Annotated in this window: 24 protein-coding genes; 15 read left to right on the top strand and 9 right to left on the bottom strand. The window is 36.1% G+C overall.

Going from position 1 to position 24,528, the window contains the following annotated elements:
• The first annotated feature begins 32 nt into the window (after positions 1 to 32).
• The 14 genes from IEV85_RS06805 to IEV85_RS06740 all read left to right on the top strand — a co-directional run bounded on the left by IEV85_RS06805 (position 33) and on the right by IEV85_RS06740 (position 11,169).
• A complete protein-coding gene (locus tag IEV85_RS06805) occupies positions 33 to 1,403 on the top strand; it encodes an OprD family outer membrane porin (protein WP_188461536.1) in 1,371 nt (456 codons plus the stop codon).
• Positions 1,404 to 1,525: 122 nt separating this feature from the next.
• Positions 1,526 to 1,744 carry a hypothetical protein gene (locus IEV85_RS06800; RefSeq protein WP_188461534.1) on the top strand — a complete coding sequence of 73 codons (219 nt, stop codon included), beginning with the start codon at positions 1,526 to 1,528 and terminating at the stop codon, positions 1,742 to 1,744.
• Positions 1,745 to 2,120: 376 nt separating this feature from the next.
• Positions 2,121 to 2,696 (top strand): YeeE/YedE family protein, encoded by a 576-nt coding sequence (locus IEV85_RS06795; protein WP_188461533.1) that lies wholly within the window; start codon positions 2,121 to 2,123, stop codon positions 2,694 to 2,696.
• 27 nt (positions 2,697 to 2,723) lie between these two features.
• Positions 2,724 to 3,137, top strand: a complete 414-nt coding sequence (locus tag IEV85_RS06790) for a YeeE/YedE family protein (protein ID WP_188461532.1) — start codon at positions 2,724 to 2,726, stop codon at positions 3,135 to 3,137.
• Between the two features lie 132 nt (positions 3,138 to 3,269).
• Positions 3,270 to 3,623 (top strand): hypothetical protein, encoded by a 354-nt coding sequence (locus IEV85_RS06785; protein ID WP_188461531.1) that lies wholly within the window; start codon positions 3,270 to 3,272, stop codon positions 3,621 to 3,623.
• A 263-nt stretch (positions 3,624 to 3,886) separates the two neighbouring features.
• The gene (locus tag IEV85_RS06780) at positions 3,887 to 4,282 is read left to right on the top strand and encodes a DoxX family membrane protein (RefSeq protein WP_188461529.1); all 396 of its coding nucleotides are present in this window, start codon (positions 3,887 to 3,889) and stop codon (positions 4,280 to 4,282) included.
• A 4-nt stretch (positions 4,283 to 4,286) separates the two neighbouring features.
• Positions 4,287 to 4,703 (top strand): sulfur reduction protein DsrE, encoded by a 417-nt coding sequence (locus IEV85_RS06775; RefSeq protein WP_188461527.1) that lies wholly within the window; start codon positions 4,287 to 4,289, stop codon positions 4,701 to 4,703.
• A gap of 26 nt (positions 4,704 to 4,729) precedes the next feature.
• Positions 4,730 to 6,373 (top strand): bifunctional metallophosphatase/5'-nucleotidase, encoded by a 1,644-nt coding sequence (locus IEV85_RS06770; protein WP_188461525.1) that lies wholly within the window; start codon positions 4,730 to 4,732, stop codon positions 6,371 to 6,373.
• Positions 6,374 to 6,617: 244 nt separating this feature from the next.
• Complete coding sequence (locus IEV85_RS06765; RefSeq protein WP_229712525.1) at positions 6,618 to 7,199, top strand: TlpA family protein disulfide reductase; 582 nt, start codon at positions 6,618 to 6,620, stop codon at positions 7,197 to 7,199.
• 95 nt (positions 7,200 to 7,294) lie between these two features.
• A complete protein-coding gene (locus IEV85_RS06760) occupies positions 7,295 to 7,501 on the top strand; it encodes a YgaP family membrane protein (RefSeq protein WP_188461521.1) in 207 nt (68 codons plus the stop codon).
• A 114-nt stretch (positions 7,502 to 7,615) separates the two neighbouring features.
• Positions 7,616 to 7,882: a rhodanese-like domain-containing protein gene (locus tag IEV85_RS06755; protein WP_188461519.1), complete on the top strand. Its 267-nt coding sequence runs from the start codon at positions 7,616 to 7,618 to the stop codon at positions 7,880 to 7,882.
• Positions 7,879 to 8,193, top strand: coding sequence for a rhodanese-like domain-containing protein (locus IEV85_RS06750; protein ID WP_188461517.1), 315 nt, complete (start codon positions 7,879 to 7,881; stop codon positions 8,191 to 8,193). Before IEV85_RS06755 ends, IEV85_RS06750 begins: the two co-directional genes overlap by 4 nt.
• 696 nt (positions 8,194 to 8,889) lie before the next feature.
• Positions 8,890 to 9,705 (top strand): sulfite exporter TauE/SafE family protein, encoded by an 816-nt coding sequence (locus IEV85_RS06745; RefSeq protein ID WP_188461515.1) that lies wholly within the window; start codon positions 8,890 to 8,892, stop codon positions 9,703 to 9,705.
• 126 nt (positions 9,706 to 9,831) lie between these two features.
• Complete coding sequence (locus tag IEV85_RS06740) at positions 9,832 to 11,169, top strand: MBL fold metallo-hydrolase (protein ID WP_188461513.1); 1,338 nt, start codon at positions 9,832 to 9,834, stop codon at positions 11,167 to 11,169.
• 101 nt (positions 11,170 to 11,270) lie between these two features.
• Here IEV85_RS06740 and aceA read toward each other — a convergent pair whose 3' ends face one another.
• Both aceA and aceB read right to left on the bottom strand, forming a co-directional pair.
• Positions 11,271 to 12,545, bottom strand: coding sequence for an isocitrate lyase (gene aceA, locus IEV85_RS06735; RefSeq protein ID WP_188461511.1), 1,275 nt, complete (start codon positions 12,543 to 12,545; stop codon positions 11,271 to 11,273).
• 57 nt (positions 12,546 to 12,602) lie between these two features.
• A complete protein-coding gene (aceB, locus tag IEV85_RS06730; RefSeq protein ID WP_188461510.1) occupies positions 12,603 to 14,195 on the bottom strand; it encodes a malate synthase A in 1,593 nt (530 codons plus the stop codon).
• Between the two features lie 325 nt (positions 14,196 to 14,520).
• Here aceB and IEV85_RS06725 point away from each other — a divergent pair, with 325 nt between their 5' ends.
• On the top strand, positions 14,521 to 16,014 hold the full coding sequence (locus IEV85_RS06725; RefSeq protein WP_188461509.1) for a helix-turn-helix domain-containing protein: 1,494 nt from the start codon (positions 14,521 to 14,523) through the stop codon (positions 16,012 to 16,014).
• Positions 16,015 to 16,190: 176 nt separating this feature from the next.
• On the opposite strand, the gene IEV85_RS06720 is transcribed toward IEV85_RS06725, so the two are convergent.
• The 7 genes from IEV85_RS06720 to IEV85_RS06690 form a co-directional block, all read right to left on the bottom strand.
• The gene (locus IEV85_RS06720) at positions 16,191 to 16,670 is read right to left on the bottom strand and encodes a MepB family protein (RefSeq protein WP_188461508.1); all 480 of its coding nucleotides are present in this window, start codon (positions 16,668 to 16,670) and stop codon (positions 16,191 to 16,193) included.
• Between the two features lie 78 nt (positions 16,671 to 16,748).
• Positions 16,749 to 17,234 carry an energy transducer TonB gene (locus IEV85_RS06715; protein ID WP_188461507.1) on the bottom strand — a complete coding sequence of 162 codons (486 nt, stop codon included), beginning with the start codon at positions 17,232 to 17,234 and terminating at the stop codon, positions 16,749 to 16,751.
• A gap of 156 nt (positions 17,235 to 17,390) precedes the next feature.
• Positions 17,391 to 17,942, bottom strand: a complete 552-nt coding sequence (locus IEV85_RS06710) for a DUF1569 domain-containing protein (protein ID WP_229712524.1) — start codon at positions 17,940 to 17,942, stop codon at positions 17,391 to 17,393.
• A gap of 414 nt (positions 17,943 to 18,356) precedes the next feature.
• On the bottom strand, positions 18,357 to 18,599 hold the full coding sequence (locus tag IEV85_RS06705) for a hypothetical protein (protein WP_188461505.1): 243 nt from the start codon (positions 18,597 to 18,599) through the stop codon (positions 18,357 to 18,359).
• Between the two features lie 81 nt (positions 18,600 to 18,680).
• Entirely contained in the window at positions 18,681 to 20,273 is a 1,593-nt protein-coding gene (locus IEV85_RS06700; RefSeq protein ID WP_188461503.1) for a glycosyltransferase family 39 protein, read from the bottom strand.
• A 329-nt stretch (positions 20,274 to 20,602) separates the two neighbouring features.
• Positions 20,603 to 23,590: a DEAD/DEAH box helicase gene (locus IEV85_RS06695; protein ID WP_188461501.1), complete on the bottom strand. Its 2,988-nt coding sequence runs from the start codon at positions 23,588 to 23,590 to the stop codon at positions 20,603 to 20,605.
• Positions 23,590 to 24,366 (bottom strand): Hachiman antiphage defense system protein HamA, encoded by a 777-nt coding sequence (locus tag IEV85_RS06690; protein WP_188461499.1) that lies wholly within the window; start codon positions 24,364 to 24,366, stop codon positions 23,590 to 23,592. The genes IEV85_RS06695 and IEV85_RS06690 overlap by 1 nt, the downstream gene beginning before the upstream one ends.
• Positions 24,367 to 24,528: the final 162 nt, after the last annotated feature.

The following is a 24,528-nucleotide window of genomic DNA, read 5'->3' as shown; positions in this document are numbered from 1 at the left end:
TTAAACTAATAAGTTAAACAGGTTAGTAACCAATGAAGCCCATAATCATTTTCTGGGGCCTGATATTTCTATGCCCAATTTTAGGACATACTCAAAAAAATAACCAGCAATATGAGTCTATTGATTCTGTTAATCATGGCTCTTTTAATCCTAATGAAGCACATTCATTTAAAGAATGGTTTCAAAAAGGTCATGCCAGCGGATTAATTAGAGTTAATATGATGAATACGCTGCGCCCTGAGAGCAGAACATACTATGCAGCTTTAGCCATAGGTGGCCGACTGTATTATCACACCTCCTATTGGAAAGGTTTGCAATTAGGAGTAGGTGGTTTGTATGCTTATAATATAGCATCCACCAATTTAAGTGCTGATGACTATGAGTTTGTACCCAAATGGGAGCGTCAATTATTTGATCTGAAAAACACAAGCAACAAGCATGACCTGGACAGATTAGCGGAACTATTTATAAAATACAGATATAATGATTCATACATAAAGATGGGGAAAATGTTAGTAGAAACCCCATTTGTAAATCCTCAGGATTCGCGTATGAAGCCATCTGCTTTTCAGGGAATTTGGTTTGATTGGAATGAAGGTCATCAATTTGAGATTAATGGTGGCATTTTTAACAAGGTTTCACCAAGATCTACCACAGAATGGGTAAGCATATCTGAAAGTATTGGACTTTACGATAGGTTTCTTAAAAATGACACCAATACGCTTATTCATAAAAACATTAATTTATTCCAACTTGGAGGTCATTATAATATTACCTCAGCACTACATTATCACAATTGGCAATATTTTGTCAATCAACTGACCTACGTGAATTTTAATCAGATGGAGTGGTCGAAAAATGATTTGCAAATAGGGTTGCAATATGTTTTCCAACAAGGTTTAGATGATGAAAAGGTATTTAGCGATCAACTGAATAATAATTATAATCAGATCATATCGGGCCGGTTAAAATGGAATTTACCTAATTGGCAAATTTCTTATAATACCACTCAAAGCTTATCAGATGCTCCCTTTATTTTACCCAAAGAATGGGGGTCTGAACCATTTTACACATTTATTAGCCGACATAGAATTGAAGGGTTAACTGGAATAAATAGTCATACCATAAAGATAGATCTACAACCTTTTCATCATTGGACAGATTTTAACCTTGGTATTTATGGAGCAAGAACTTCATTTGATGAAAAAGGTATTAATACGACCAAGAAAGAAAGCCATTTCAACCAGCTAAGTTTAGATATTCAAGCCAGATTTTATAAAGATTGGGATAACCTGAGTTTCAGGTTACTAAATACATTGCTTTTTGCCAATAAAGATATTCTTAATCCTTTTTTAAAAGAAGATATTTTACATGCTCAACTCATTGTGAACTATAAATTTTAAAAGGCTGATAGTATCTGCCATCCTCTTTCGAAAAGAAATCCTGATAGAAAGAAAATTCCAATCAATTGGTTATTGCGAGCACAGCGCGGCAATCTTTTCTATTACTCTATAAAATTCCGATAATGAAATTTCATTTCATTGAAAAGATCCCTGATAATTTTTTCCGTTGCTCTCCAAAAATTTCTGGGATGACGATAATTGCCGGCTTTTCTGGTGTTGACAAATACATAGTGCTTGCTTATTTAGGTCTTTTTTTCCACTGGTCTGCGGCTTACAGTCCAGCAAAAAGGGGAAGGTCTGTGAGCCACAAACCTTGGCTTTTCTGTTCATTTGTGCAATAAGATAGTTTTTTTTACTCAAATTACAATTAGAACGTCATTCCCTCGCAACTTGTCCCGATCATTATCGGGAGGTGGGAATCTGTTCATTTCAACAGCATATTAAAATAACGTCTTTTTATAGAATTGACTTATGCTATAAACCTGAGTTAAATTCTTAATTTATTTCAAAGTCCGTCAGAGCGTTCCTGATTTGGTGGTGGCATTTTATTAATCGAACTCAGGTTGATAATTAAATAATATGACAAAAATCAGGAATTGGTAACATTTGTTACAGGCAATCAAGTGTTATAATATTAATTTTGAATTTCATGTTGAAGTCAATCAGACAAAATGTGTTCAACAAAATCATCACCAAATAAATAAAAAATCAAAGTTTATGAATCAAGTAATAGATTGGATAAGCCAACCATGGCCCTGGTATGTAGCAGGGCCTTTGATAGCATTAGTAATGTTTTCCATGTTGTTTTTCGGCAAGTCATTCGGACTTTCCTCTAACCTGAGAACTATGTGTTCAATATTAGGAGCAGGAAAATCATGTGATTTTTTTGATTTTAACTGGAGGGATCAGATGTGGAACCTAATTTTTGCCACTGGCCTGGTATTAGGAGGCTTAATAACCCATTTATACTTAAGTAATGATCAGCCAGTACATATTTCCGCCTCTACAATTGCTGAATTACAATCTTACGGTATTGAAAACCCGGGTAAAAATGTTGTACCAAAGGAAATATTCAATTGGGAAGCTTTATTCACTTTAAAGGGCTTTATTTTTATGGTAGTCGGAGGTTTTTTAGTAGGTTTTGGAACTCGTTATGCAGGTGGTTGCACTTCAGGCCATGCCATTTCCGGTTTAAGTAATTTACAACCCGCTTCTCTGTTGGCAGTGATAGGGTTCTTCATCGGTGGGCTGGTAATGACTTATTTCATACTTCCTTATTTGCTAATACTATAATCACTTAATCAAACCCTAACAACACAAATGAAAATTTTTAGATATTTATTTATAGGTGCAATATTTGGAATCACACTGGCTAAAGCTGAAGTGATCTCCTGGTTTAGAATATATGAGATGTTTAAATTTCAGTCATTTCATATGTATGGAGTTATAGGCTCTGCGATAATGATAGGAATTATTGTAATTCAATGGATCAAAAGAAAAAAGCTAAAATCAATAGATGGAGAACCTATCCAAATTATTCCTAAAAAGTTTAGTTGGGCACGTTATTTAATTGGAGGTACAATTTTTGGCCTTGGTTGGGCCATTACCGGGGCTTGTCCGGGCCCAATGTTTATTTTATTAGGAAATGGCGTTGGAGTAATTTTGGTAGTAATTGCCTCTGCTATGTTAGGCACTTATGTCTATGGAAAAATAAGACATAAACTACCTCATTAATAGCCATACCAAAAACTTTAGAATCAATTACACCAATCATTCCTGCATGAAATTCAGGAATGATTGATTTAAAATGAGACTGGGTAACATTAGTTACATTAGATCAATCATATTTAGTTTACATTTGTAAAAATGCCAGCGAGAAGCATCATATCAATCACTCTAATCATTTTGTTTGTAGCAAAATTGATAGCTATTGATGGTCGTAGCATCACCAAACTATCTACTAATGAGGAGATAGTTTTAACAAAACCTCTTTGCAAAAAGAAGATAGCTGCCACATTGTTAGAAAATACAGCTTCAGAATTATCCGCTAAAGAAATCCATTTACTAACAATCGATAACTTTTGCAATAATCTTTTAGAAGTCAGCTTTTTTAACTGGGATGACAAAGTAATAATTGTCAATTCCCAATACAACAGCTTATTTTTTACCAATTTAAGTACCAGGTATCTTACCTACCACTCTCCACCACCCCAATCTTAATTCATTTTACCTTAATAGATTCAATAAGTTAGGCTCACCTCTTTTAATATTAAGAGTGCTTGTCCAAGCTATATTCAGCAGCTAATTGAATTTACTTAGATACTTTGTAGCTTAAATCTTAAGCCACTCACAACAGTATTCTAAAATTAAATTACACAAATGATAGCCTTTTCACAGACAGCTATCAGGGCTTATTTTCAATGGGGTACTAATCATTTCCGCCAGTTTGTAAAATAGCTCCATTTAAACTTAATAAATGTAAAATGAATGATCTCCTAATCAGCCGATTTTCGGTAAAAGTTTTGAGGGTTCTCATGAGTGGAATCTTCATTGTAGCCGGTTTTAACCATCTGTTCAATTTAGAAAAAACAAGCGAAAGACTGGCTAATGCTAACTTTATTGACATAATAGGCGCAATAATTGACCCAAAATGGTTAATTATTTCTTCCGGAATAGTAATGGTTGTTGCAGGTATTGGTTTCTCATTAGGTATAAAAACCAAATGGTCTGCAATAATACTTATTACAGTTTTAATTCCTATTACACTCACTGTACAAGTGGGGCAGTTATCAACATTAGGTCCTCTCTTTAAAAATATAGCAATATTAGGAGGGCTACTTTTCTTTGTCTTAAATAATACTTCAAATGTTAAATATTAATCATATGAAAACTTTAATAATAAACTCATTAATCATTTTATCAGTGCTTTTAAGTATACAAACGCAGGCACAAAACACTAAAACAACAGATAACTATGTTGTACTCTCTAAAAAAATTGCTCAACTAAAACCCATTATCTTAAGTGCAAAAGCTCTTAAAAGTGAAAATGAAGCCTCATTTGGGCAATTCGTAGTGGTTATTTGTGGAAAAGAAATAGGTGACATAACAGATCGTGAGAAAATGGATGGGTTTATTGAAATGGCTAAAGAAGCGAATGTACAAATTGTAGCTTGTGGCTTTTCTTTATCAAAATTCAAGGTTGATCCATCACAAGTACCTGATGAAATTAAAATAGTTGAAAATGGCATACTTTACAATTTTCAGCTTCAGAAGAAAGGGTATTATAGCCTCAGTCTGTAAGGCACATAACTTCTAAAATATTTTTAATGAAAAAACTTATTGTAATGACAAGCGGGCTATTCGCCTTTTTATTAGGTGCGTGTAACCCAACAGAAAAAAAAGAGGACTTATCAAGTAAAGCTTCAACAGATACTGTGCGTATCACCATACTACAAACAGCAGACATACATGGCCAGCTGGATTCCCACCCGGAATTATTTTGGGAAAAAGGAGAAATAGTTTTTAAAGAAAGAGGTGGCTTAGCCAATATTGCTACATTATTTAAGCAGGAGCGCATTAAAAACCCCAACGGAACCATCATTGTTGATGGTGGAGACATGATTCAGGGAAGCGGTTATGCTTCATTATCCGAAGGTTCAATATTTTCTGAACTGATTGCAAAGATGGAGTATGATTTGATGATTCCCGGCAATTGGGAGGTGGTTTACGGTAAAGAGATAATGCTAAAGGTGATGAATGGATATAAAACCCAGGTAATAGCGCAAAACATGCAGCATGAATCAAATCAGGAAAACCTATTCCCTTCTTATTGGGTCAAAGAGATAAGTGGTGTTAAAATTGGATTTATTGGGGTTAACGACCCTGATGTTCCTGTCAGACAAAATCCTACTTTTAGCAAAGGTATATCATTCAGCAAAATAGATGATAAACTTGAAAAACTAATTGATAAGGTGAAAAATGAAGCACAGGTAGACGTCTTATTTTTAGTAACACATATTGGAGTTTTTAAGCAAATTGACTTATCAAATAATAAGGTAACCGAAAATGTAGATTATATATTAGGAAATGACACACATGAAAGAATTCGGGAACCTATTGTTGGAAAATATGCAAAAGTTGCAGAACCGGGAGCTTTTGGTTCTTTTGTGGGGAAATTAACTCTTCATTTTGTGGAAGGCAAAAAAGTTGATGATGAATATGAATTGATTGAAGTAGACCCTGAGGTTTATCCTGCAGACGAGGAAATGCAAAAGCTGATTGATCAAGCTAAAAAACCATATCAGAATAACCTTGAGACTATTATAGGATATACCAACACTCCACTTTTCAGGTATCTGACAGTAGAAAACCCTATGGATAACATGATTACAGATGCTGCAAAATGGAAAACCGGAGCAGACATAGCCATTTCAAATGGATTCCGCTTTGGAAATCCTATTGTACCCATAAACAATCAGCCAGCCCCCATTACTATGGCTAATTTATGGAATATTTTACCTGTAAATGAAAAAGTTAAAACGGGGAAAGCAAGTGGCAAGCAAATTAAGGATTGGCTGGAGCAGGAAATACATAATGCTTTTGCACCTAATCCTAATGAACGTTTTGGAGGGTGGATGGTAAGGTTTTCAGGAATGAGAGTAAACTTTGATATAGAAAAAGAAAAAGGAGATAGAGTTCAATCTATTACAGTAAATGGAAAACCAATTGAGCAGAATACTATGTATACCATTTCAGCTTGTGTTAGACCTGGTGACCCAATCAACAGTTTATGCAGGATGGATAATTTACAAGATATCATTGTGAAAGATTATACCATTCATGATGTAGTAATAGATTATCTGAAGGAACACTCCCCGGTTTCTCCCTCTTTAGATGGCAGAGCTTCCAGTAAAAAATTAGACAAATATTCCTTCTCAACAGTACCTGGTACCAATTATAAATTCAAGTAGTTATACTAAAAAACAAAAGCTTAGAAGTGAAAACCGGATGATGAATTAACCCTACTATTAATGAAGCGGCAACAAATATTACCGCTTCATTTTTTCATTTTATGAATTAAACTAGTTTCATAAAAAAATCGAAACGATGAATACATCTTTTAAAATACGAATCTTTAAATATAGCGATCGTACAAAAACCATTACTGCCAAAATTTCTGAGGCGGTAGCTTAAATATCTTAACTTATGAAAAACATGAAAAAAAGTATAATAGAGTATGGCGTAATTTTAAGTGTTTTTGGAATACTTTATTTAACAGGCTTACATACTGAAGTACTAGGCTTTGTTCAGCGCGGAGTACTGGTTACCGGCTTGCTCAATCCTGATGTAACTGAACAGGAAAAACCTTCCGATAATTTTTCAAATCCGAAAGCCGACTTCTCCATGCAATTGATTAATTCAAAAGGAGAAAAACTGGATATGAAATCTTTGAAAGGTAAAGTAATTTTCCTGAACATTTGGGCCAGCTGGTGCCCACCCTGCCTTGCAGAAATGCCTGGGATCAACAAACTATATCAATCAGTTGACAAAAACAAGGTAGCATTTATTATGCTCTCCGTGGATGATGATTTTTCGAAAGCCATTAAACTGCACCGTAAAAAAGAGTTTGACTTTGAAATCTTTCAAGCTCCCGGAGGAATTCCCCGCTTATATCATACTCAAAGCATCCCCACCACTTATATTATTGATGCTAAAGGAGATTTAGTGCTTACCCACTCCGGCATGGGCGATTTTAATACTGAGGAGTTTAGATCATATTTAAAAAGTCTTCAGTAAATACTTTCTACTGTCTATCTCTTTTTTAGTGTAACAATTGTTACAAAGTTCCTTCATGATTGACTCTACATTTAGTAAAACAAATTAGCACGATTATGAAAGCAAATATGGGTACCGCTGATAAATTTATCAGAATTTTATTAGCAATTGCAGTAGGCGTATTATATTATTTTGGGATTATCAGTGGAACTGTGGCTGTAGTTTTAGGAATACTGGCCATCAGTTTTATTATCACCAGTTTCATCAGTTTTTGTCCTCTCTACTTACCTTTTGGCATTTCCACAAGAAAGAAGCAATCTTAATTTTGTTCTTTCCGAGTTACACTTTCGAGTTAACCCATCGTTGGGAAAGGTAACAGATGTTACAAAACTATCTTTTGAAACTACCTTAATTCGCATTGTATTAAATAAACAAAAATGAAAAAACTCATAAATAAAACAATTATTGATGTGAGATCAGCCGGAGAATTTGCTCTTGAACATGCGCAGTACTCCGTTAATATCCCTCTAAATGAAATTGAAGCCAGATTGGAAGAGGTAAAGAAAATTGAAGGTGAAATTATTGTATGTTGTGCATCTGGCAATAGAAGTGCGATGGCTCAACAAATTTTGCTTTCCCATGGGATTAAAAGCCTTAATGGAGGTTCCTGGTATGCAGCTGAAAACTCTGTTGTAACATCATGAGCTTTTTAAGAAGAATACTCGGACTAGGTGCTCCTGTAGATTATAAAAAATTGATTAGTGAAGGAGCCATTATTTTGGATGTACGTACTAAAGACGAATTTCAGTCAGGCCATATCAAAAATTCTTTCAACATACCTGTGAGTAGCTTAGCAAATAATTTAAATAAATTGAGAGATAAGGATATGCCAATTATAACTTGTTGTGCTTCAGGCATGAGGAGCAGCCGTGCTAAAAGTATATTGATTGCCAAAGGCTACCATAAAGTTTATAACGGAGGAGGCTGGACTTCATTGAATCAAAAAATAGAATGATCCGCACCATTTTTCACACTTCATGGTCGTTTGTGAGATGGCTTAAGCTGGTAATCGGTATATACTTATTGACAATAAGTATAATAGAGACTGATTTACTTGCAGGCACCATCGGTTTTGCTTTCAGCATGATGGCAATTATGAACCAAAGTTGCTACACAGGAAACTGCAACAGTACGCATTGTAAAACACCTAAAAATACATGATTAAGAAGAAGCCGGTTTTCAACCGGTTTTTTTTTGGTTAAATACTGTCTTGATCATCTCACAATATTTTGGATATAGGTATGAAGAAGATAAGTTCAAGAATGGTTTCTTAACTCAACTATATAAAGGAATTGGACCGAGTTTTATATTTAATCTAAAAGCAGATTACACAATGCGCAATCAGTTATTACTCACTTTCAAATACTTATCATTGATTCTCATGTAATTGCCTGATACGCTCTATTTAATTTAAAAGCTTATATCTTATTTGTGTTTTTATTAATTAAAGAGAGCCTGAGAGCCTGTCCCCTGTAGTTGGTGTTTTCAACAGCAATCTTTTTTTATTAAGTTTACTCGCTTTACCTCCTCTTCATAGGGAGAGAATATTATCAACAACAAATAAACTAAGTCGTAATTCAATATTGATGGTAACATTTGTTACACCTTGCCAACTTCACTCATTCTACTTTTGCGTCATAAAGTATAGCTTATGACATTGATAGAAGTATTAGGATATTTAGGCGCTGCCGTAATAGGTATTTCATTAGGTTTAATTGGAGGAGGAGGTTCAATTCTCACAGTTCCGGTTTTGGTTTATTTATTAAACATCAGTCCGGTAACAGCAACTGCCTATTCACTTTTTATTGTAGGGTTTAGCTCGCTGGTTGGCGGGGTAAATTATGCTAAAAAAGGCATGGTAAATTATAAAACAGGAGTAGTATTTACCATTCCCGCTTTTATAGCAGTTTACCTGACACGTTTAATTGTTGTGCCTGCTTTACCACAATCCTGGTTTTTTATTGGTGATTTAGAAATTACATTACCTATAGGAATTATGGTAATTTTCGCTCTTTTGATGATTGCTGCGTCCTATTCTATGATTAAGGACAAAAAAGGACCAGCTCCAGATGTAGAAGGTGGAGAAAAGACTCAGAAGTTTAATTACCCTCTTATTATTTTAGAAGGGCTGGTAGTAGGTGCTTTAACCGGATTAGTAGGTGCAGGTGGTGGATTTCTCATTATTCCTGCGCTTGTTGTTTTAGCAAAACTGCCTATGAAGGAAGCCGTTGGAACTTCCTTATTAATTATTGCTGTGAAATCTTTAATAGGTTTTATTGGAGATGTGCAAGCAGGCGGAGCTATCAACTGGATATTTCTATTAACCTTTTCTGGCATTGCCATTGCAGGAATTTTTATAGGTTCCTATTTATCCAATAAAATTGATGGAGCTAAACTGAAAAAAGGTTTTGGCTGGTTTGTCTTAATTATGGGATCTTTTATGATATACAAAGAGCTTTTTATGTAAAAAAATTAGCTCCTCCACTGAATACACTGAAAATAATTCTTCAGCGTAACAAATGTTACTATCCTGTGCATTTAAGATTCGTTAAAAAAGTAAGTAACGAAGTCAGTATTTAAATAATAGAAAACCATGAATATTAAACATTTTTACGATCAGGCTCTTGCTCAAGGCTCGTTTGCAATAGAAAGTGATGGTAAAGTAGCTTTAGTAGATCCTTCAAGAGACATTACCCCCTATGTTCAATTTGCTGAAGAAAACAATGCAAAAATAGTAGCTGTTTTTGAAACCCATCCTCATGCTGATTTTATCAGCAGCCATTTAGAAATTCAGGAAAAATTTAAAGCCGAAATCTATATAAATGAGAAAGTTGGTGTAAGCTATGATTTTACACCTATGAAACATGGTGATGAGGTACAAATCGGAAAAGTCACATTTAAAGCATTATTTACGCCAGGCCACTCACCAGATCATAACTCTTATCTTTTGATAGATGAAAATGGCAAACAAGAAGCTGTATTCACTGGAGATTCTTTATTTGTAGGAGATGTGGGACGACCAGATTTAAGAGAAGGTGCCGGCAATATTCAGGCAAGCAGGAAAGAATTAGCAGGAATGATGTACAACACAGTTAACACCATTTTTAAAGATTTGGCTGATGACACCATTGTTTACCCTGCCCATGGAGCTGGTTCATTATGTGGAAAAAATATGAGTAGTGACTTAACCAGCACCATAGCGAGAGAAAAGGCAAATAACTGGGCCTTTCAAATTAAAGATAAAGCAAAATTTATAGATGCTTTTTTAGAGGGACAGTCCTTTATACCTAAATACTTTCCTAATAGCGTAGAAGTTAACAGACGCGGTGCAACAGAATTAGAGGAAGCCATTAAAAAGGTAGAAAAGAAAGAGGGAGCAGAAATCCCTTCAGACGCGCTTATTATAGACACCCAGCCACAGGAAGCGTTTAAAAAAAGTCACCTTAAAGGAGCTATTAATATACAGAATAAAAAAGACGATAAATTCGAGACCTGGTTGGGCTCAATAGTGGGACCCAATGAGAAATACTATTTAGTAGCTCAAAATAACAAAGACTTGGACTTCGCCATTTACAGAGCCGCTAAAATAGGTTATGAAAGCAACTTAATAGCTGCTGTAGTTCAACCTAAAGGTGAAACGGTACAGGATCCGCAAATAAATTTAGAGGATTTTAGAAAAAACCCTGATGCTTATACCATCATTGATATACGCAACTCTTCAGAAGTAGCTGATGGCAAATTCTTTCAATCAGCTAAAAATATTCCTTTGCCTGAATTAAGAGAGAGGACTTCTGAGATTGATAAGCAAAAACCAATTATTATACATTGTGCTGGTGGATATAGATCTGCTACTGGTTTTAGCATCGTAAAAAGATTATTACCTGACGCCAAAGTGTACGATTTAAGTGATGCGGTGGAAGAATTTAAATGAATTCAATACAACTCATATTTAAACAATGAATTAAGTAGGAATTTGTAGTAACATAGGTTTACATGGCTGTAAACCTATGTTACTTTAAACAATTTAGCTAACTAGAATTGTGCCTCCTCAGTAGAACCTTTTAGTGCCTGAGTGGAAGCTTTTCCTTGGGTAACTGTATTCTGTACTGCATCGAAATAAGCTGTTCCTACAAAAGCCTGGTGCTTTACTGCCTTAAAGCCTTTCGACTGCAAAGCGAATTCCCGTTGTTGCAGTTCGGAGTAACCAGCCATCCCTCTTTCCTTGTAAGCTGATGCCAGTTCAAACATAGCTGTATTAAGGGCATGAAAGCCTGCTAAAGTAATAAACTGAAACTTATAACCCATCTCAGCCAGCCTCTCCCTATATTCCAGCATCTCATTTTCTGTTAGCTTAGAAGCCCAGTTGAAGGAAGGCGAGCAATTATAAGCCAGCATTTTATCAGGGTACTTTTCTTTAATGGCCTGAGCAAATTCCCTTGCTTCTCCCAGATCAGGATGAGACGTTTCACACCAAACCAAATCAGCATATGGCGCATAAGCCACTCCCCTGCTAATGGCTTGTTCTATACCATTTCTGACAGCATAAAATCCTTCGGAAGAGCGACTACCTGTTATAAAAGGCAAATCTCTTTCATCTATATCACTTGTAATCAGATTGGCTGCATCGGCATCTGTACGAGCCACTATAATGGTAGGAACTCCCATTACATCAGTGGCTAAGCGGGCAGAAACCAATTTGTTAATCGCCTCCTGAGTAGGGACCAAAACTTTACCACCTAAATGGCCACATTTTTTAGCTGATGACAGTTGATCTTCAAAATGTACGCCCGCGGCTCCGGCTTCAATCATAGCTTTCATTAGTTCAAAAGCATTTAAATTACCTCCAAATCCGGCTTCAGCATCTGCTACAATCGGCGCCATCCAATGCACATTACCTTCACCTGTTACTGATTGAATCTGATCTGCTCTTAATAAAGCATTATTAATCCGCTTTACCACATTAGGCACACTATCTGCCGGATACAAACTCTGGTCAGGATACATTTGCCCCGCTAAATTAGCATCAGCAGCTACTTGCCATCCACTTAAATAAATAGCTTTTAGCCCGGCTTGTACCTCCTGAATGGCCTGGTTTCCTGTAAGTGCACCTAATCCAGCTACATACTCTTCCGTATTAAGCAGGTGCCAGAGCCTTTCTGCACCTTGCCTGGCCAGGCTATATTCTATCTTTACTGATCCTGAAAGCTTGATAACCTCTTCTGCCGAGTAGGCCCTTTCTACATCTTTCCACCTTGGGTTAGTAGTCCAATCAGTGATTAACTCATTAATTTTTTCTTGCTTGTTCATAGTAGTTTATTTTAAGATATGACATCCATTTAATCTCTTTTTTTAAAAATTAAGGACTTATAAAAAAGGGTATGCTTTAAGTGTGAGGAACTCTTCAAATTCCTTATTCATCACCAGGTCTTCCAATAGTATAGCTGCTAAATCAATTTTAGCAGTGTTGGTTCTTTCCGCTCCCAGGTACTTTTTGGCAGCTGATAATTCTTCGTTCAGTAAGCGGAGAAACAAAGCTTTATTTAAAATTTTACCATTTTTGAATTCCACATGATGGTGATACCATTGCCAAAGCTGAGCGCGACTGATTTCAGCTGTGGCTGCATCTTCCATCAAATTGTATAGTGCAGCTGCCCCGGTGCCTTGTAACCATGACTCTATGTAAAGCAATGCTACATTAATGTTAGTGCGCACTCCTTTCTCTGTGATCTGTCCGTAAATAATTTCCGGATTAGTTAACTCCGGGGCCATTACAGTGAAATCTTCTCTTAGCAGATGTTTTTGGTGCTTTCTTCCTTTTAAAAAAGGATCAAACACTTCCAAAACCGGTGGAATTAAGCCAGGGTGAGCTACCCAGGTTCCATCATAGCCGGCTTCAGCCTCCAGGGTTTTATCTTTTCTCACTTTTTCAAAAGCTCTCTTGTTAACCTCCTCATCTTTAGAAGGAATAAAAGCTGACATGCCCCCAATGGCAAGAGCGCCCCTCTTATGGCAAGTTTTCACCAATAAATTAGCATAAGCTTTCATAAAAGGAACAGACATGGTAATCGCTTCTCTGTCAGGTAATATAAATTCAGGATCATGGCGGAATTTTTTAATGGCACTAAAAATATAATCCCATCTTCCGGCATTTAGCCCCGCCATGTGATCTTTCAGCTCGTAAATAATTTCCTCCATTTCAAAGGCTGCGGTAATAGTTTCTATCAATACAGTAGCTTTGATAGTACCTCTGGAAACCCCCAGTTCCTCCTGAGCAAAAACGAAAACTTCATTCCATAACCTAGCCTCCTCATGGCTTTCCAACTTGGGAAGATAAAAGTATGGACCACTTCCTGATCGAATGAGTTCCTGAGCATTGTGAAAGAAATACAGCCCGAAATCAAAAAGAGAAGCTGAAATAGGACGTCCTTGCACCTGGAAATGCTTTTCTGATAAGTGCCAGCCTCTTGGGCGTACCTTTAGTACTGCTCTATTTTTCTTTAATTGATATTTTTTACCGTTAGATGCTGTGAAATCAATTTGATTTCTGATTGCATCATAGAGGTTTTGTTGCCCTGAAATAATGTTCTCCCATGTAGGGCTGGTGGCATCTTCAAAATCAGCCATGAAAACTTTCGCATCGGAATTCAGCGCATTGATGATCATTTTACGATCCACAGGTCCGGTAATTTCCACTCTTCTATCCTGCAGGGCTTCAGGAATAGGCGCTACACTCCAATGCGCATAGTCTCTGATTCTTTGTGTGGATGGCAGGAAGTCCAGCTTTTGGCCATCTGCAATCTGCCGGGCTCTCTCCTCACGCACGGCTAATAAATGTAATCGCTGACTGTTAAACATTTCATCCAACTTGTAAAGGAACGTTTTAGCCTCATCGGTCAGTAAAGGATGGAGCTGATGAGAGGTTTTTGCTTCTTTTTTTCTTACTGCTTTCGTTTCCATGTGCATCATTTTTTGGTGATTGATATTTCAAATGTAAAGAAGCGAAAAATATAAATCAAGCGAATATTCGCTATACAGATTTATTCGCTATATTAGCGAATGGATTGGGTAAGCACCTGATAAAGAAAAGCTTTCGAAAAAAAATTGAAATTATTTTGTTCGCTTCAGGAATGAATACAAAATGTATATCTTTTTTTAAAAATTCTGGTTTGTGAGACAAGAAACAGGACATAAAAAAGGTTCGTGAGACACGAACCTTGGCCTTCGTGAGACACGAACCTTGGCCTAAAGCGAGTCAACAAAAAACACAGTAGAAATATAAAATATGTCAGTATCAGAAGATAATGTTCGCCTTATATTCGGATTGAAAGTAAGGCAGTTGCGACAGGAAAAGAAAATGTCTTTTTCACAATTGGCAGAAATCAGCGGGCTATCTGCTTCTTATCTTAACGAAATAGAAAAAGGTAAGAAATACCCTAAAGCAGAGAAGATAGGAATATTGGCAGAAGCATTAGGGGTGCAATATGACTGGCTTATCTCTCTTCAGCTGAGTAAAAACCTGGCTCCTGTAAGTGAATTATTAAAATCTAACCTGCTGACAGAGCTGCCGCTGGAGCTTTTCGGCCTTGAACCCGCTACTCTACTGGAACTACTGTCTAATGCACCCGATAAGTTAGGGGCGTTCCTCAGTACCATCATTGAAATCAGTAGAAATTATGGGATGAGGGTGGAGAATCTTTACTTTAACATGCTCCGCTCCTACCAGGAAATGTATGACAACTATTTTCCGGAACTTGAAAAAGCAGTAGATGCTTTCAGAAAAGAATATTTACAAGATGCAGATTTTCCTTACGAGCTACTTAGCCTACAGCACATACTTTCAGAAGTATATCAATATAAAATTTTGGATGATGTGCTACAAAACCAGCAAGAGTTGAGTTCTATGCGCTCCGTTTATCTAAAGGGAAATCCTCCTCAACTACTTCTGAATGCCAACTTAAATGAAGGACAGAAAGCATTTGTGCTAGGGCAGGAACTTGCTTATGCTTATTTGAAGCTGAATCCGAGGCCTAAAACCACTGCCTGGCTGGATGTCAATTCCTTTGAAGAAGTACTGAATAATTATAAAGCATCTTATTTTTCCTGCTCGTTGGCCATTCCTAAAGAGCAGCTAATACCACAAATGAGCCAGTTTTTGAAACAAGATAAATTTGATGCGCAGTTTTTGCTCCATTTACTAGCTTCTTACAGGTGTTCTCCTGAAAATCTCTTCCATCGATTTACAAATCTTTTACCGAAGGAATTTGGCATCAGGGAATTGTTTTTCTTACGTTTTAATGCTGTGGATGAAAACCGTTATAAACTCACCAAAGAAATGCACTTGTCAGGTTTGCACAACCCGCATGGTACAGCACAGGATCAGCATTATTGCAGGCGCTGGATCTCCATTGACTTACTGAAAGATATGAAAGCCATGCAGGAACAGGGTAGTTCCGGCATTCTGTGTAAAGCCCAGCGCAGTAAATATGTCGATTCAGAAAATGAATACCTCATCTGGACTTTTGCCAAACCTGGTGCAGAGAATGAAGCAGGATTTGACCAAAGCAGTGTCTCTATCGGCTTGCTTATTACACCGGGTTTAAAAAAGCGCGTAAAATTCTGGAATGACCCGGCTATTCCTATCAGGCTGGTGAATGAAACCTGCGAGCTTTGTTCACTGCGCGATTGCGCTGAGCGTGCTGCTCCTGCCACTATTTATGAAAAAAGGCAGAAGGAAGAAAGTATGAAAAAGGCTTTGAAACTATTGCAGGGAGAGTGAAGGGGATTTAAAAAGGTAAAATATTGAGCGCTTTATTAAGGATGTTATTAAAAAACTCAAATTATGGATACGGACTTTTTAATACTGCATTTCAAATGCAGATTTCACACATCCTCGATGCGCCATCGGCACCCCTTCGGGGCAATCGAAGGGTGAAGGTAAACAACCATTAAGCTTTATTTGATATTATATAATTTAGCTGCCTTTTGCTGATCAAGATTTGGCTCCACTTCATAAAAATAGTTAAGCTGCCACTGCTGAGACAGCTTTGCCTGTTTGTTGTGTGCTTGGTCCCAAGCAGGGTATACTCTGAAAGCCCTTTTCCCTTCCTTTTCCTCCGTAGAGATGATCCCCTTTTGAACCAATATAGCTTTGGGAAAAACGAATTGCCCTGATTTACCCTCTGAAGAAACATTCACCACAAAAAAATCAAAAGAATCATTTTCGTGAAATGGTGCTATTGGCCCTTCCTCACTTCTTTTCCAGAACGTAACAAATTGCCCGCCTTTTTTAGGAGTGGTTTTAGCATCTCTGTATATAATATTTAGTCCATTGAGTTTAAATCTGCAGGCTGCATATTCTTTACTTTCCTTTTCAGTTGTAAAGTCTGAGACTACTAAGCCAAGCTTATCGAGAGTTTTTAAAGTGTCATTCATCTGATCTCAAACTTATTCCTTTCTTCTCCAAACATTATCAATTGTTGATAAGAATAAGAAGGTAATAACATCTGTAATTTAGTTATTCTTTCCTTTAAGCTTTCTTGTCTTTTTAGATTTTACAATATCCCTTACACCTGCATTTTTTCCGTCTGAGCAAAACCTGATAACGGTTACGTTTCGCATTGGAACTTTTTCACCATCCTTTATTGCAACAGTCCATTTTATTGGCATTTCAGATATTAACCTTAGTGCTTCTGAATCATAAGGGTCTCCTAAACCCTTTATAATTTCTGGCTGAATTATATCTCCTTGCACGGTAATAATATAAAATATAAAAACTCGACCATCTTTTAAACTTTCACAATTTATCGTGTCGGCAGATTTAATTAATTCATAATTCATATTTGCTCCAATCCACTCATAAATTGCTTCTCTACCTCCAATCGGCTCGGCAGGTATATCTGCAAATTCATAATAAAATGTTACTGAATCAATTTCCTGACTGTAGGAAGTGAATTCAAAAACGGTTGAAAGAAGAAGTAGAAAAACGATACATTTCATTTTAGTAGAAAACTTAGATTGCTATCGGAGCTTATCGCATATTTTAGAGGGGAGATTTCCAAAATTTTACCCATCTGACCTCAACCTAGTTCATTTCTTTTCCAAATCCTATGACTTGTTGATGAAAAACATCCCTAAGAAGATAGTTGTGTGTTTTTATACTCCAAACTGTCTTAAATGATGGTCAGTATGTTTGTACACTAGCACTCCTATCTGCTCTTTAGTCATATTACCGAAAAAATCATGGATGAATTGAGGATTACTAAAATTTATATAATCTTCCATTAATGAAACCCATTTTGCTTTTTCCTCTTCTACATCTCCGTTTAATTCTTTTGCTTTAAACTGATCAGAGGTGGGGATATTTTTATCAAAAGGTTTTTCATCTTTAATCATTTTTCTTAGCGCTAGTTTCCCAAATATTCTACCAAAAAAGGTTTGATAATAAGAAGGGTTTCCTTTTCCTAAAATCCAGCCGTTCCAGTAAGTATTGTGTGCGAGCATTTGGTACAAATTCATTTTACCCCAGTGGGCTTTACTATCTTCCTCTAAAAGATTAATTCTATGAACCAGACCTTCTCTTATTGCTTTATCAAATACAGTTTTCATCATCTCAATAATTAAGGTTAAAATATGATTCAAAAGTAAATTTCTTTTAGCAGTTAAAGCTTGTGTAAATTTGTCAATATAGGGTGCTGAATGCGACAATCTTTGTGATTTATAGAGTGTGGAATTGAAAAGTTGAGAAGATTTTCGACTTACAAGTAATGTTGGGCAGAACCTTAACAATTATCTATTAATGGGAAAAAGAGAGTGAGGTAATTGACTTGAATTACCTAAAATCTTTTCTTTGAAGGACGTTTTCTATTATCAAAAAAATCTAACAATATAACCGTATCCCCTTTGATTCTATAAAATATATTAACCTGTTTTAAAAGAGTAAATCCTCTGATATCCTTTTCTACATTTTCAACGGTTTCAATCTCAGGAAACTCCGATAGCACATCTAAAAAGTCATAGGTTTTTTAACAAAATTCTTTGTTACGCTCTCTCCCCATTCTAACAGTAAATACTCAAGTATCTTATCAAATTTTTTATCTGCTCTTTTCGTCCAGTTGATACTCAAAGCCATTTACTATGCTTTTTTTTCATTGTTTCATTATCAATCAGATTCTGTGAATTTTCACTTTCCTCAAAAGCAATTAATAATTCTTCTTGTTCATTTCTATTTAACCTTCCCCAAGTTTGTCCATTTTTTGAATCTGCTTTTGACCTGATTAAATCATAAAAATTTTGAAGTAAACTTTCGTTTTCAATACTATCAATCAGCGTATGGAAATTCTTTTTTAGCTCTACCTTATCCATAATTAAATGCTTTTTACAAAATTACATTATTTTTGTTAAATGTTTTTGAACCTATGTTTATCTCAATTCTTAAACTTAAATTTACTTAACAAGCTTCTCCCTCACCCTACACACAAATACAGTATCAATGGGTTGCATAGATAAATTCCAGGCGGGTTTATCTGCAAAAGTATTGTACATACTTGCGAAATGCTTACCCGAAAAGAAGGTGAGTAAATTAGGCTCTTCCGTGTAATAGTTTAATGTATCCAATCGCAAAGCCGGGTTAATATGCTGCTTTGAGATGTTTTTGGGTATAAGGATAAAATCACCCTTTTTGATACTTGCTTCATTATTTGTGTCATAAAGTTGCCAACCCTTTTCAAGTGAATACCATTGCCAACCCCAGTGCCCAACCGACCATATAGTTTGACTGTGATGTTGAGGAATGGCAATCTCTTCCGATGCATTTCTGTAAAAATCAGCGTACACCCAATCTGAAATGCCCAGCAACAACCCTAAGACTATAGTAACTACAACGATCAACCTGTTAATGGCATTAGTAGCCTTAGCGAAATATGTATGCCCCAATAAAATAAGAAAAGGAATAAGCAGTAGAATATGCCTTGTGGCATGAACCGGGGCAAATAACAAGATAAAAGCTGTCATCCCCAGCAGGGAAAGCGCAATGAAAAATTCCCGGGATTGGAAATAATAAAATTTCTCTTTCATCACCCGTTCAGCTATTTGCTTAAGCACCAAAACTGACAAGGTAAAACCTATTGCCATAAAAGTATAGTTTAGCAGCGCACTAAACTTTGCTTCTGGTAGTAAGCCTGTATAGACAAATGGAACAGCCAATACAAACAATGAAAAGAAGCCATAAATGATATATTGGTTGATTTTTCCTGGCCAATTAGCATAAAAGAATACAATCACGAAAGTTGCCATGGATCCAAGCGTTCCCATAAAGCCTTTGATTTTGTACCATGTAACTCCTGCACTTCCTCTGCCAGCCAGGTGTGCTTCACCAAATGCGGAAATATTCCAGAGCGACCAGGCAAGCAGTATCAGTGCAGGGATTAATAACACAAATAATCTTTTATAGTGTCCTGATAGCAGGATGGCGACAAATATCACCACTACCAAAGGCAGCAAAGTATATTTAATGAGCAAGCCTATGCTGAGGCTGATGGCAGCCAACACATAGTAACGCGACTGATTAGTTGCCTTTCCTTTTAGCAGAAAATAAATCACACTTAGGGCTATAGCCAGAATGGGCACATCCGTCATCAGGTTCTGGTTGACTACCAATGCAGGGTTAAAAGCGAAAAGTACAAGAAGCATTTTGGGTTTTGCCACATGAAGCATTAGTGCTATTCGATGGAAATAATATAATGCCAAAAAGCAGAAAATAGCAGTTAAAAGATGGAGAAAAACTTCGTCTGCTCCAAAAAATGACATAAAAAGAGCGATGCAGTAAAACAAAAGAGGCGGTTGATTTTCTTCATAGATAAGTGCGGCAAAATCTCCCCAATTAATTTTGGCCATCATAGGTTGGGTGGGATTTTCCATAATCCATCGGGCAGCTTCTAAATGAAAAGCATCATCCATATGAAACGCCTTATTGATATTAATGGCTGTAAGAATAAGCCACAGAAAGACGATAAGGCCGATATTGGATGTTCTTTTCACACTTAAAGCTAAGCATTTTTGCTGGAGAGTTGATGGAAGTGTGGTTGTGGGGTAAAGGAAGGGATTTACACGGAAATACGAAAAAGCACCGCTTTTATCGCAAATAGCAGCATGGCCTTATAATTTCATAGAAAGAGCGCAAAACCGTTAACAGTGTAAGTATTGGTTATTTCCGGCTACTACCCAAAACTTAACCACAATCAACAGTTTCAACAATGACGGTAGCGATTTGAATTAAATATCGTAAATTGATACAACAAACCTACCATTTATGGTTAGCTGCTTTCTTATGGCTTTTCATAACAGCTTTTGTTGTGCAACGTTTTTAATTATCTAAATTTTAATAATTGTAGAAACGCATTGATTTTTTCTAAGGCAATTTCTGGCGTATTATCTAATAAATCAACCATAATAACCTCCTCTTTTTCAAGAATTTCTGTTACTAAATTGTTTTCGTTGCTAAAATCAAAATCTAATTTTTGTAAAGTTTCATTAAAATGAAGTACGGATACTCTATCGGTTAATCCGAGTTGATATAAAATTAATTTGGATTCCGAATCAACACCATATTGAAGAAAGAGTGGCCAATTGAAAATTATAAGGTTTGGTTCGTAATCCTTGTTTTTGGCTAGCTTTATTCGAATAACCGAGGAAGCAAGAGTTTGTAAGTTATAAGCCAATAAACCATTGATCAGACGTAATACTTTATAAACTTCTGTATTCAATTTTTCAGCTATCTCACTATACCATTCACCTTTCATCCAAAGTTGCATGGTAGTGAGAATATCAGCATTGGATAATTCATTTCCTTCTTTCATTGTCCAAGAATTAAACTGATTCAGGGCGCTTTGAAATTCGTTTGAAGTTAAAAGACCATCTATTATCAAGTACTTTAACCAATCCTCGTTTAAAGGTGAATCGAAATCTTTATTCCATATATCGTCATCGAAATCAAAAATTTCAGAAAGTGATTGGAAACTTCTAAGTGAAGAGCCAGATTTGCGAACCTCAGCAAACGTTCCATCCTCTATGAAGTCTCTAATTTTTTCTGCACGTAATTGGAATATAGCTTCTTGAGTTTGCTTTTCATCATTAGAGGCTTGATGATGGCTTAATGTGTTTGAGAGCATACTACTTACTACTTGTGTAAGCTCTTCTGGCTGAATGTCTTCAGACAATAAGTCTATAAGTGATATATCAATAGAATCTAGCCATATGAGGAATTCTTCATTTTGATTATCTAGTAATTCATTCGATAGTTCTATTCCTTTCTCTTTCAAAACTTCTGTTATTTCACTAATGAGGTTATAAAGCATCCCATTTACTTGTTCCACACCTTCCTCATTGATTAACTTTTTAACAATATCTTGATCTCTTGCATGTGGCACAATGATTAGCCCTTTAGTCTCTTTACCTGCTCTACCAGCCCTTCCAACAAGATTTTTCAAGCTCCTTACAGACATTGAAACTGGTCTTTTATTTGACCCCATCCGTTGCGTGCTGTGTAAAATCATTGTTCTAATTGGTAGGTTGACACCTTCGGCTAATGTTGTGTTGCATATTACTAATCGAATCTTTTCCTTTCTTAAAGCATCTTCAATTACTTCCCGTATATCTTGTGGTAAGTCTCCATGATGAAAAACCGCTCCTTTGGTGACTAGCCTAGTTATCAGGTAGTCTTGACCAAAGACTTCAGAAAAATATTCTCTTAATTTTTGGACATATTCACCTTCAGCATAATTGATAGGATTATTTACTAAAATATGTTGATCTATTTGCCTTATTAGCTCTTCTCCTAAATCTTCAACACCACGATGCCCTCTTTTTTCGGTCGTGAACAATGCAACAGAACCAGATGGCAATGCACGAAGTGCAACTGCTACTGAAATACTTTTAATACTACCTGTTGATTTTATTTGATCATTAGAATAAAATTTTAGCGAATCTGAGACTAAATATTTATACAAATCGTATCGAATTGGATACTCTGAAAGAGGGTTTATGATTAAGTTGTAGTTGCCCCGAGTACCCTTTATTAGAAAACCATATTCCAATTGGATCGGTCTGTACTTAGATTCTATTACTGTCTCATCTGTGCCTGCTAGCCAATTGTTTATGGTATTTATGTTAGGAATTATTGCAGAGATAAATACAAACCGTCTGTTTTGTTTTTGATGAGATTTCAATCTTGAAAGAAGCAATTCATAACTCAGACCTCTTTGTGTATCATCTAGTAAATGGCCTTCATCACAAATAATTGTATCGAAAGTTTCAAGAATATCGGGTAATGCGTCCTCAACTGCCAACATTTTTTCAGGCGTAGAAACTAACAAGTTTACTGATTCTATTGCTTCTTGCTCGTCTGTGTTTGGTAAGTGGCCACCGTATATACTTTTGGTAGAAATCCCCAAACTGCGAAGATGTTTTCCCATACTCTGATTCAGCTCAGAAGCAAGTGATCTAAATGGTGCTAAATAGAGTGTTTTATGCTCTGAATCAAGTTTCCATGAGTTATAGATTATTAATTCACTAATAGCCGTCTTTCCAGCACTTGTGGGCATTTGAAGAGAAACAGTTTGCTCATTTAATACACCCGATTTCAAGGCAGACCGTTGTGAAGGAAAGAAACTCCAAACAGGTATTGAACGATCTAGGCAATATTTGACAAAAGGTTTCCAGAATTCTTTATCATCTCTATGTTGAAGCAGATCGTACCAAATATTGTCACTTCTAAATTTTTGAATAATTGAAGATGCAAGAATTGATGAATGGTATCTTTCTGCATTATCATCTTCAGAAATAATTTCCAGGTTCAACTCCCGTTCAAGAGAAGTTAAATGTTCTTCTTCTCCATTTGACAGGAATTCATGAAGATATTGGGTTAATTCATTATTTGTAGATGCTTCCCGAGACAAGAATTCAGCTATAAATTTGTCTGTGGAATTTGTGTAAAGTGAGTTATTAAATCTTCTGGCTAATAACAATGCTGACGCAGAAAAGCCTGATAGGTAGTAAAGACTTGATGAGTATAACATGTTATCATGATAACTTACTCCATCAAAGAACTCACGTTTTCCCTCCAATGAGAAAATGACTAATCCATTACCTAATGCGAGAATGTCTTTTTCTTGTTCTTCTGAAAAATTATTTTGCTTAATAAAATCAAAAGCTCGACAAAACAGAGTTATATAAAAATCATCGGAAACGGAAAGGAATGAGTAATTGGCACGGTCATCTTGAGGTAAGTCAAAATCCTTGAATGCCTGCCACGATTCTGATTGCGCTATCCAAAGGTTTAGTTGTCTGTTTAAACTCATTATAATTGGTTAAGCATTGCTTGAAAAGTCGTTTCATAAGCACCTTTAAGATTTTTCATACTTATTACTGTAACTTCTATATCTTCTTCGTCCTCAACTTTTTTTGCTATTTCATCGTCAGCAAGATCATCATCAACAATTGCGATTGCATGAAATCTTTTTTGATAAGTTGGGTTTTCATCAAGAAATCTATAACGATTGATTGCTTCTCTTAGTCTCGGCTTTCCTTCAGTCGCAAGCCTATCATGTATCCAGTTGAGAGTTTTTGCAAGACGCTTGATTTTGTCATCTTTTGCACCCTTTATAGCATTTGCAATAGGATTCCCATTACTAGCCACAGCTTTCATTTTAGACTCAACTACCTCAACACTATCATCAGTTGTAGGATTGTGTTCATGTCTATGAAAAAGAACTACATCAGAACCATGACAAGCTTTGTTCTTATCTCCTTTCCAGCGCCATTTTCTTGGACCAACAAGCCAAATACCGGCTTTATTACCTTTGTTCTTCAGCAATACAAAACAAAGCATTTCACCAAAATCACCAGAGCGTACATTCGCATATTCAGGGGTTTCAGGAATTTTAAACTGATCAAAGAAATCTCTTACAGATAATTCATTTGCTTTTGCCTGCTTTTCTAGCTCACTTTTGCTGATATAATTCATGCAGAAGTCCTCCGGTAGACTGTCCAAAAACTCCTTTCGTTCTTCCTCATTAAGAGTGAAACGCATTAGACCACCCTCTGCTACTTCTTCAAAATATTGTAATACATGCATTTAATTCTCTGGATATAATCCCATTATTTCAGCTCATTATTTTAACTAAACGTAGGCTCTTTTTAATGTTGCCCAACAATTCGCTAAATACACCTAAAGGTGCATTTAGCTACATTATATTTTTCCAAACCGACAACAAACGACTGTAAACGTTTACAAACA

Source organism: Marivirga lumbricoides, assembly GCF_014636295.1.
Taxonomy (GTDB): domain Bacteria; phylum Bacteroidota; class Bacteroidia; order Cytophagales; family Cyclobacteriaceae; genus Marivirga; species Marivirga lumbricoides.
Note: the sequence above shows the minus strand (reverse complement) of the source record. Positions and strands in the feature narration are given on the sequence as shown.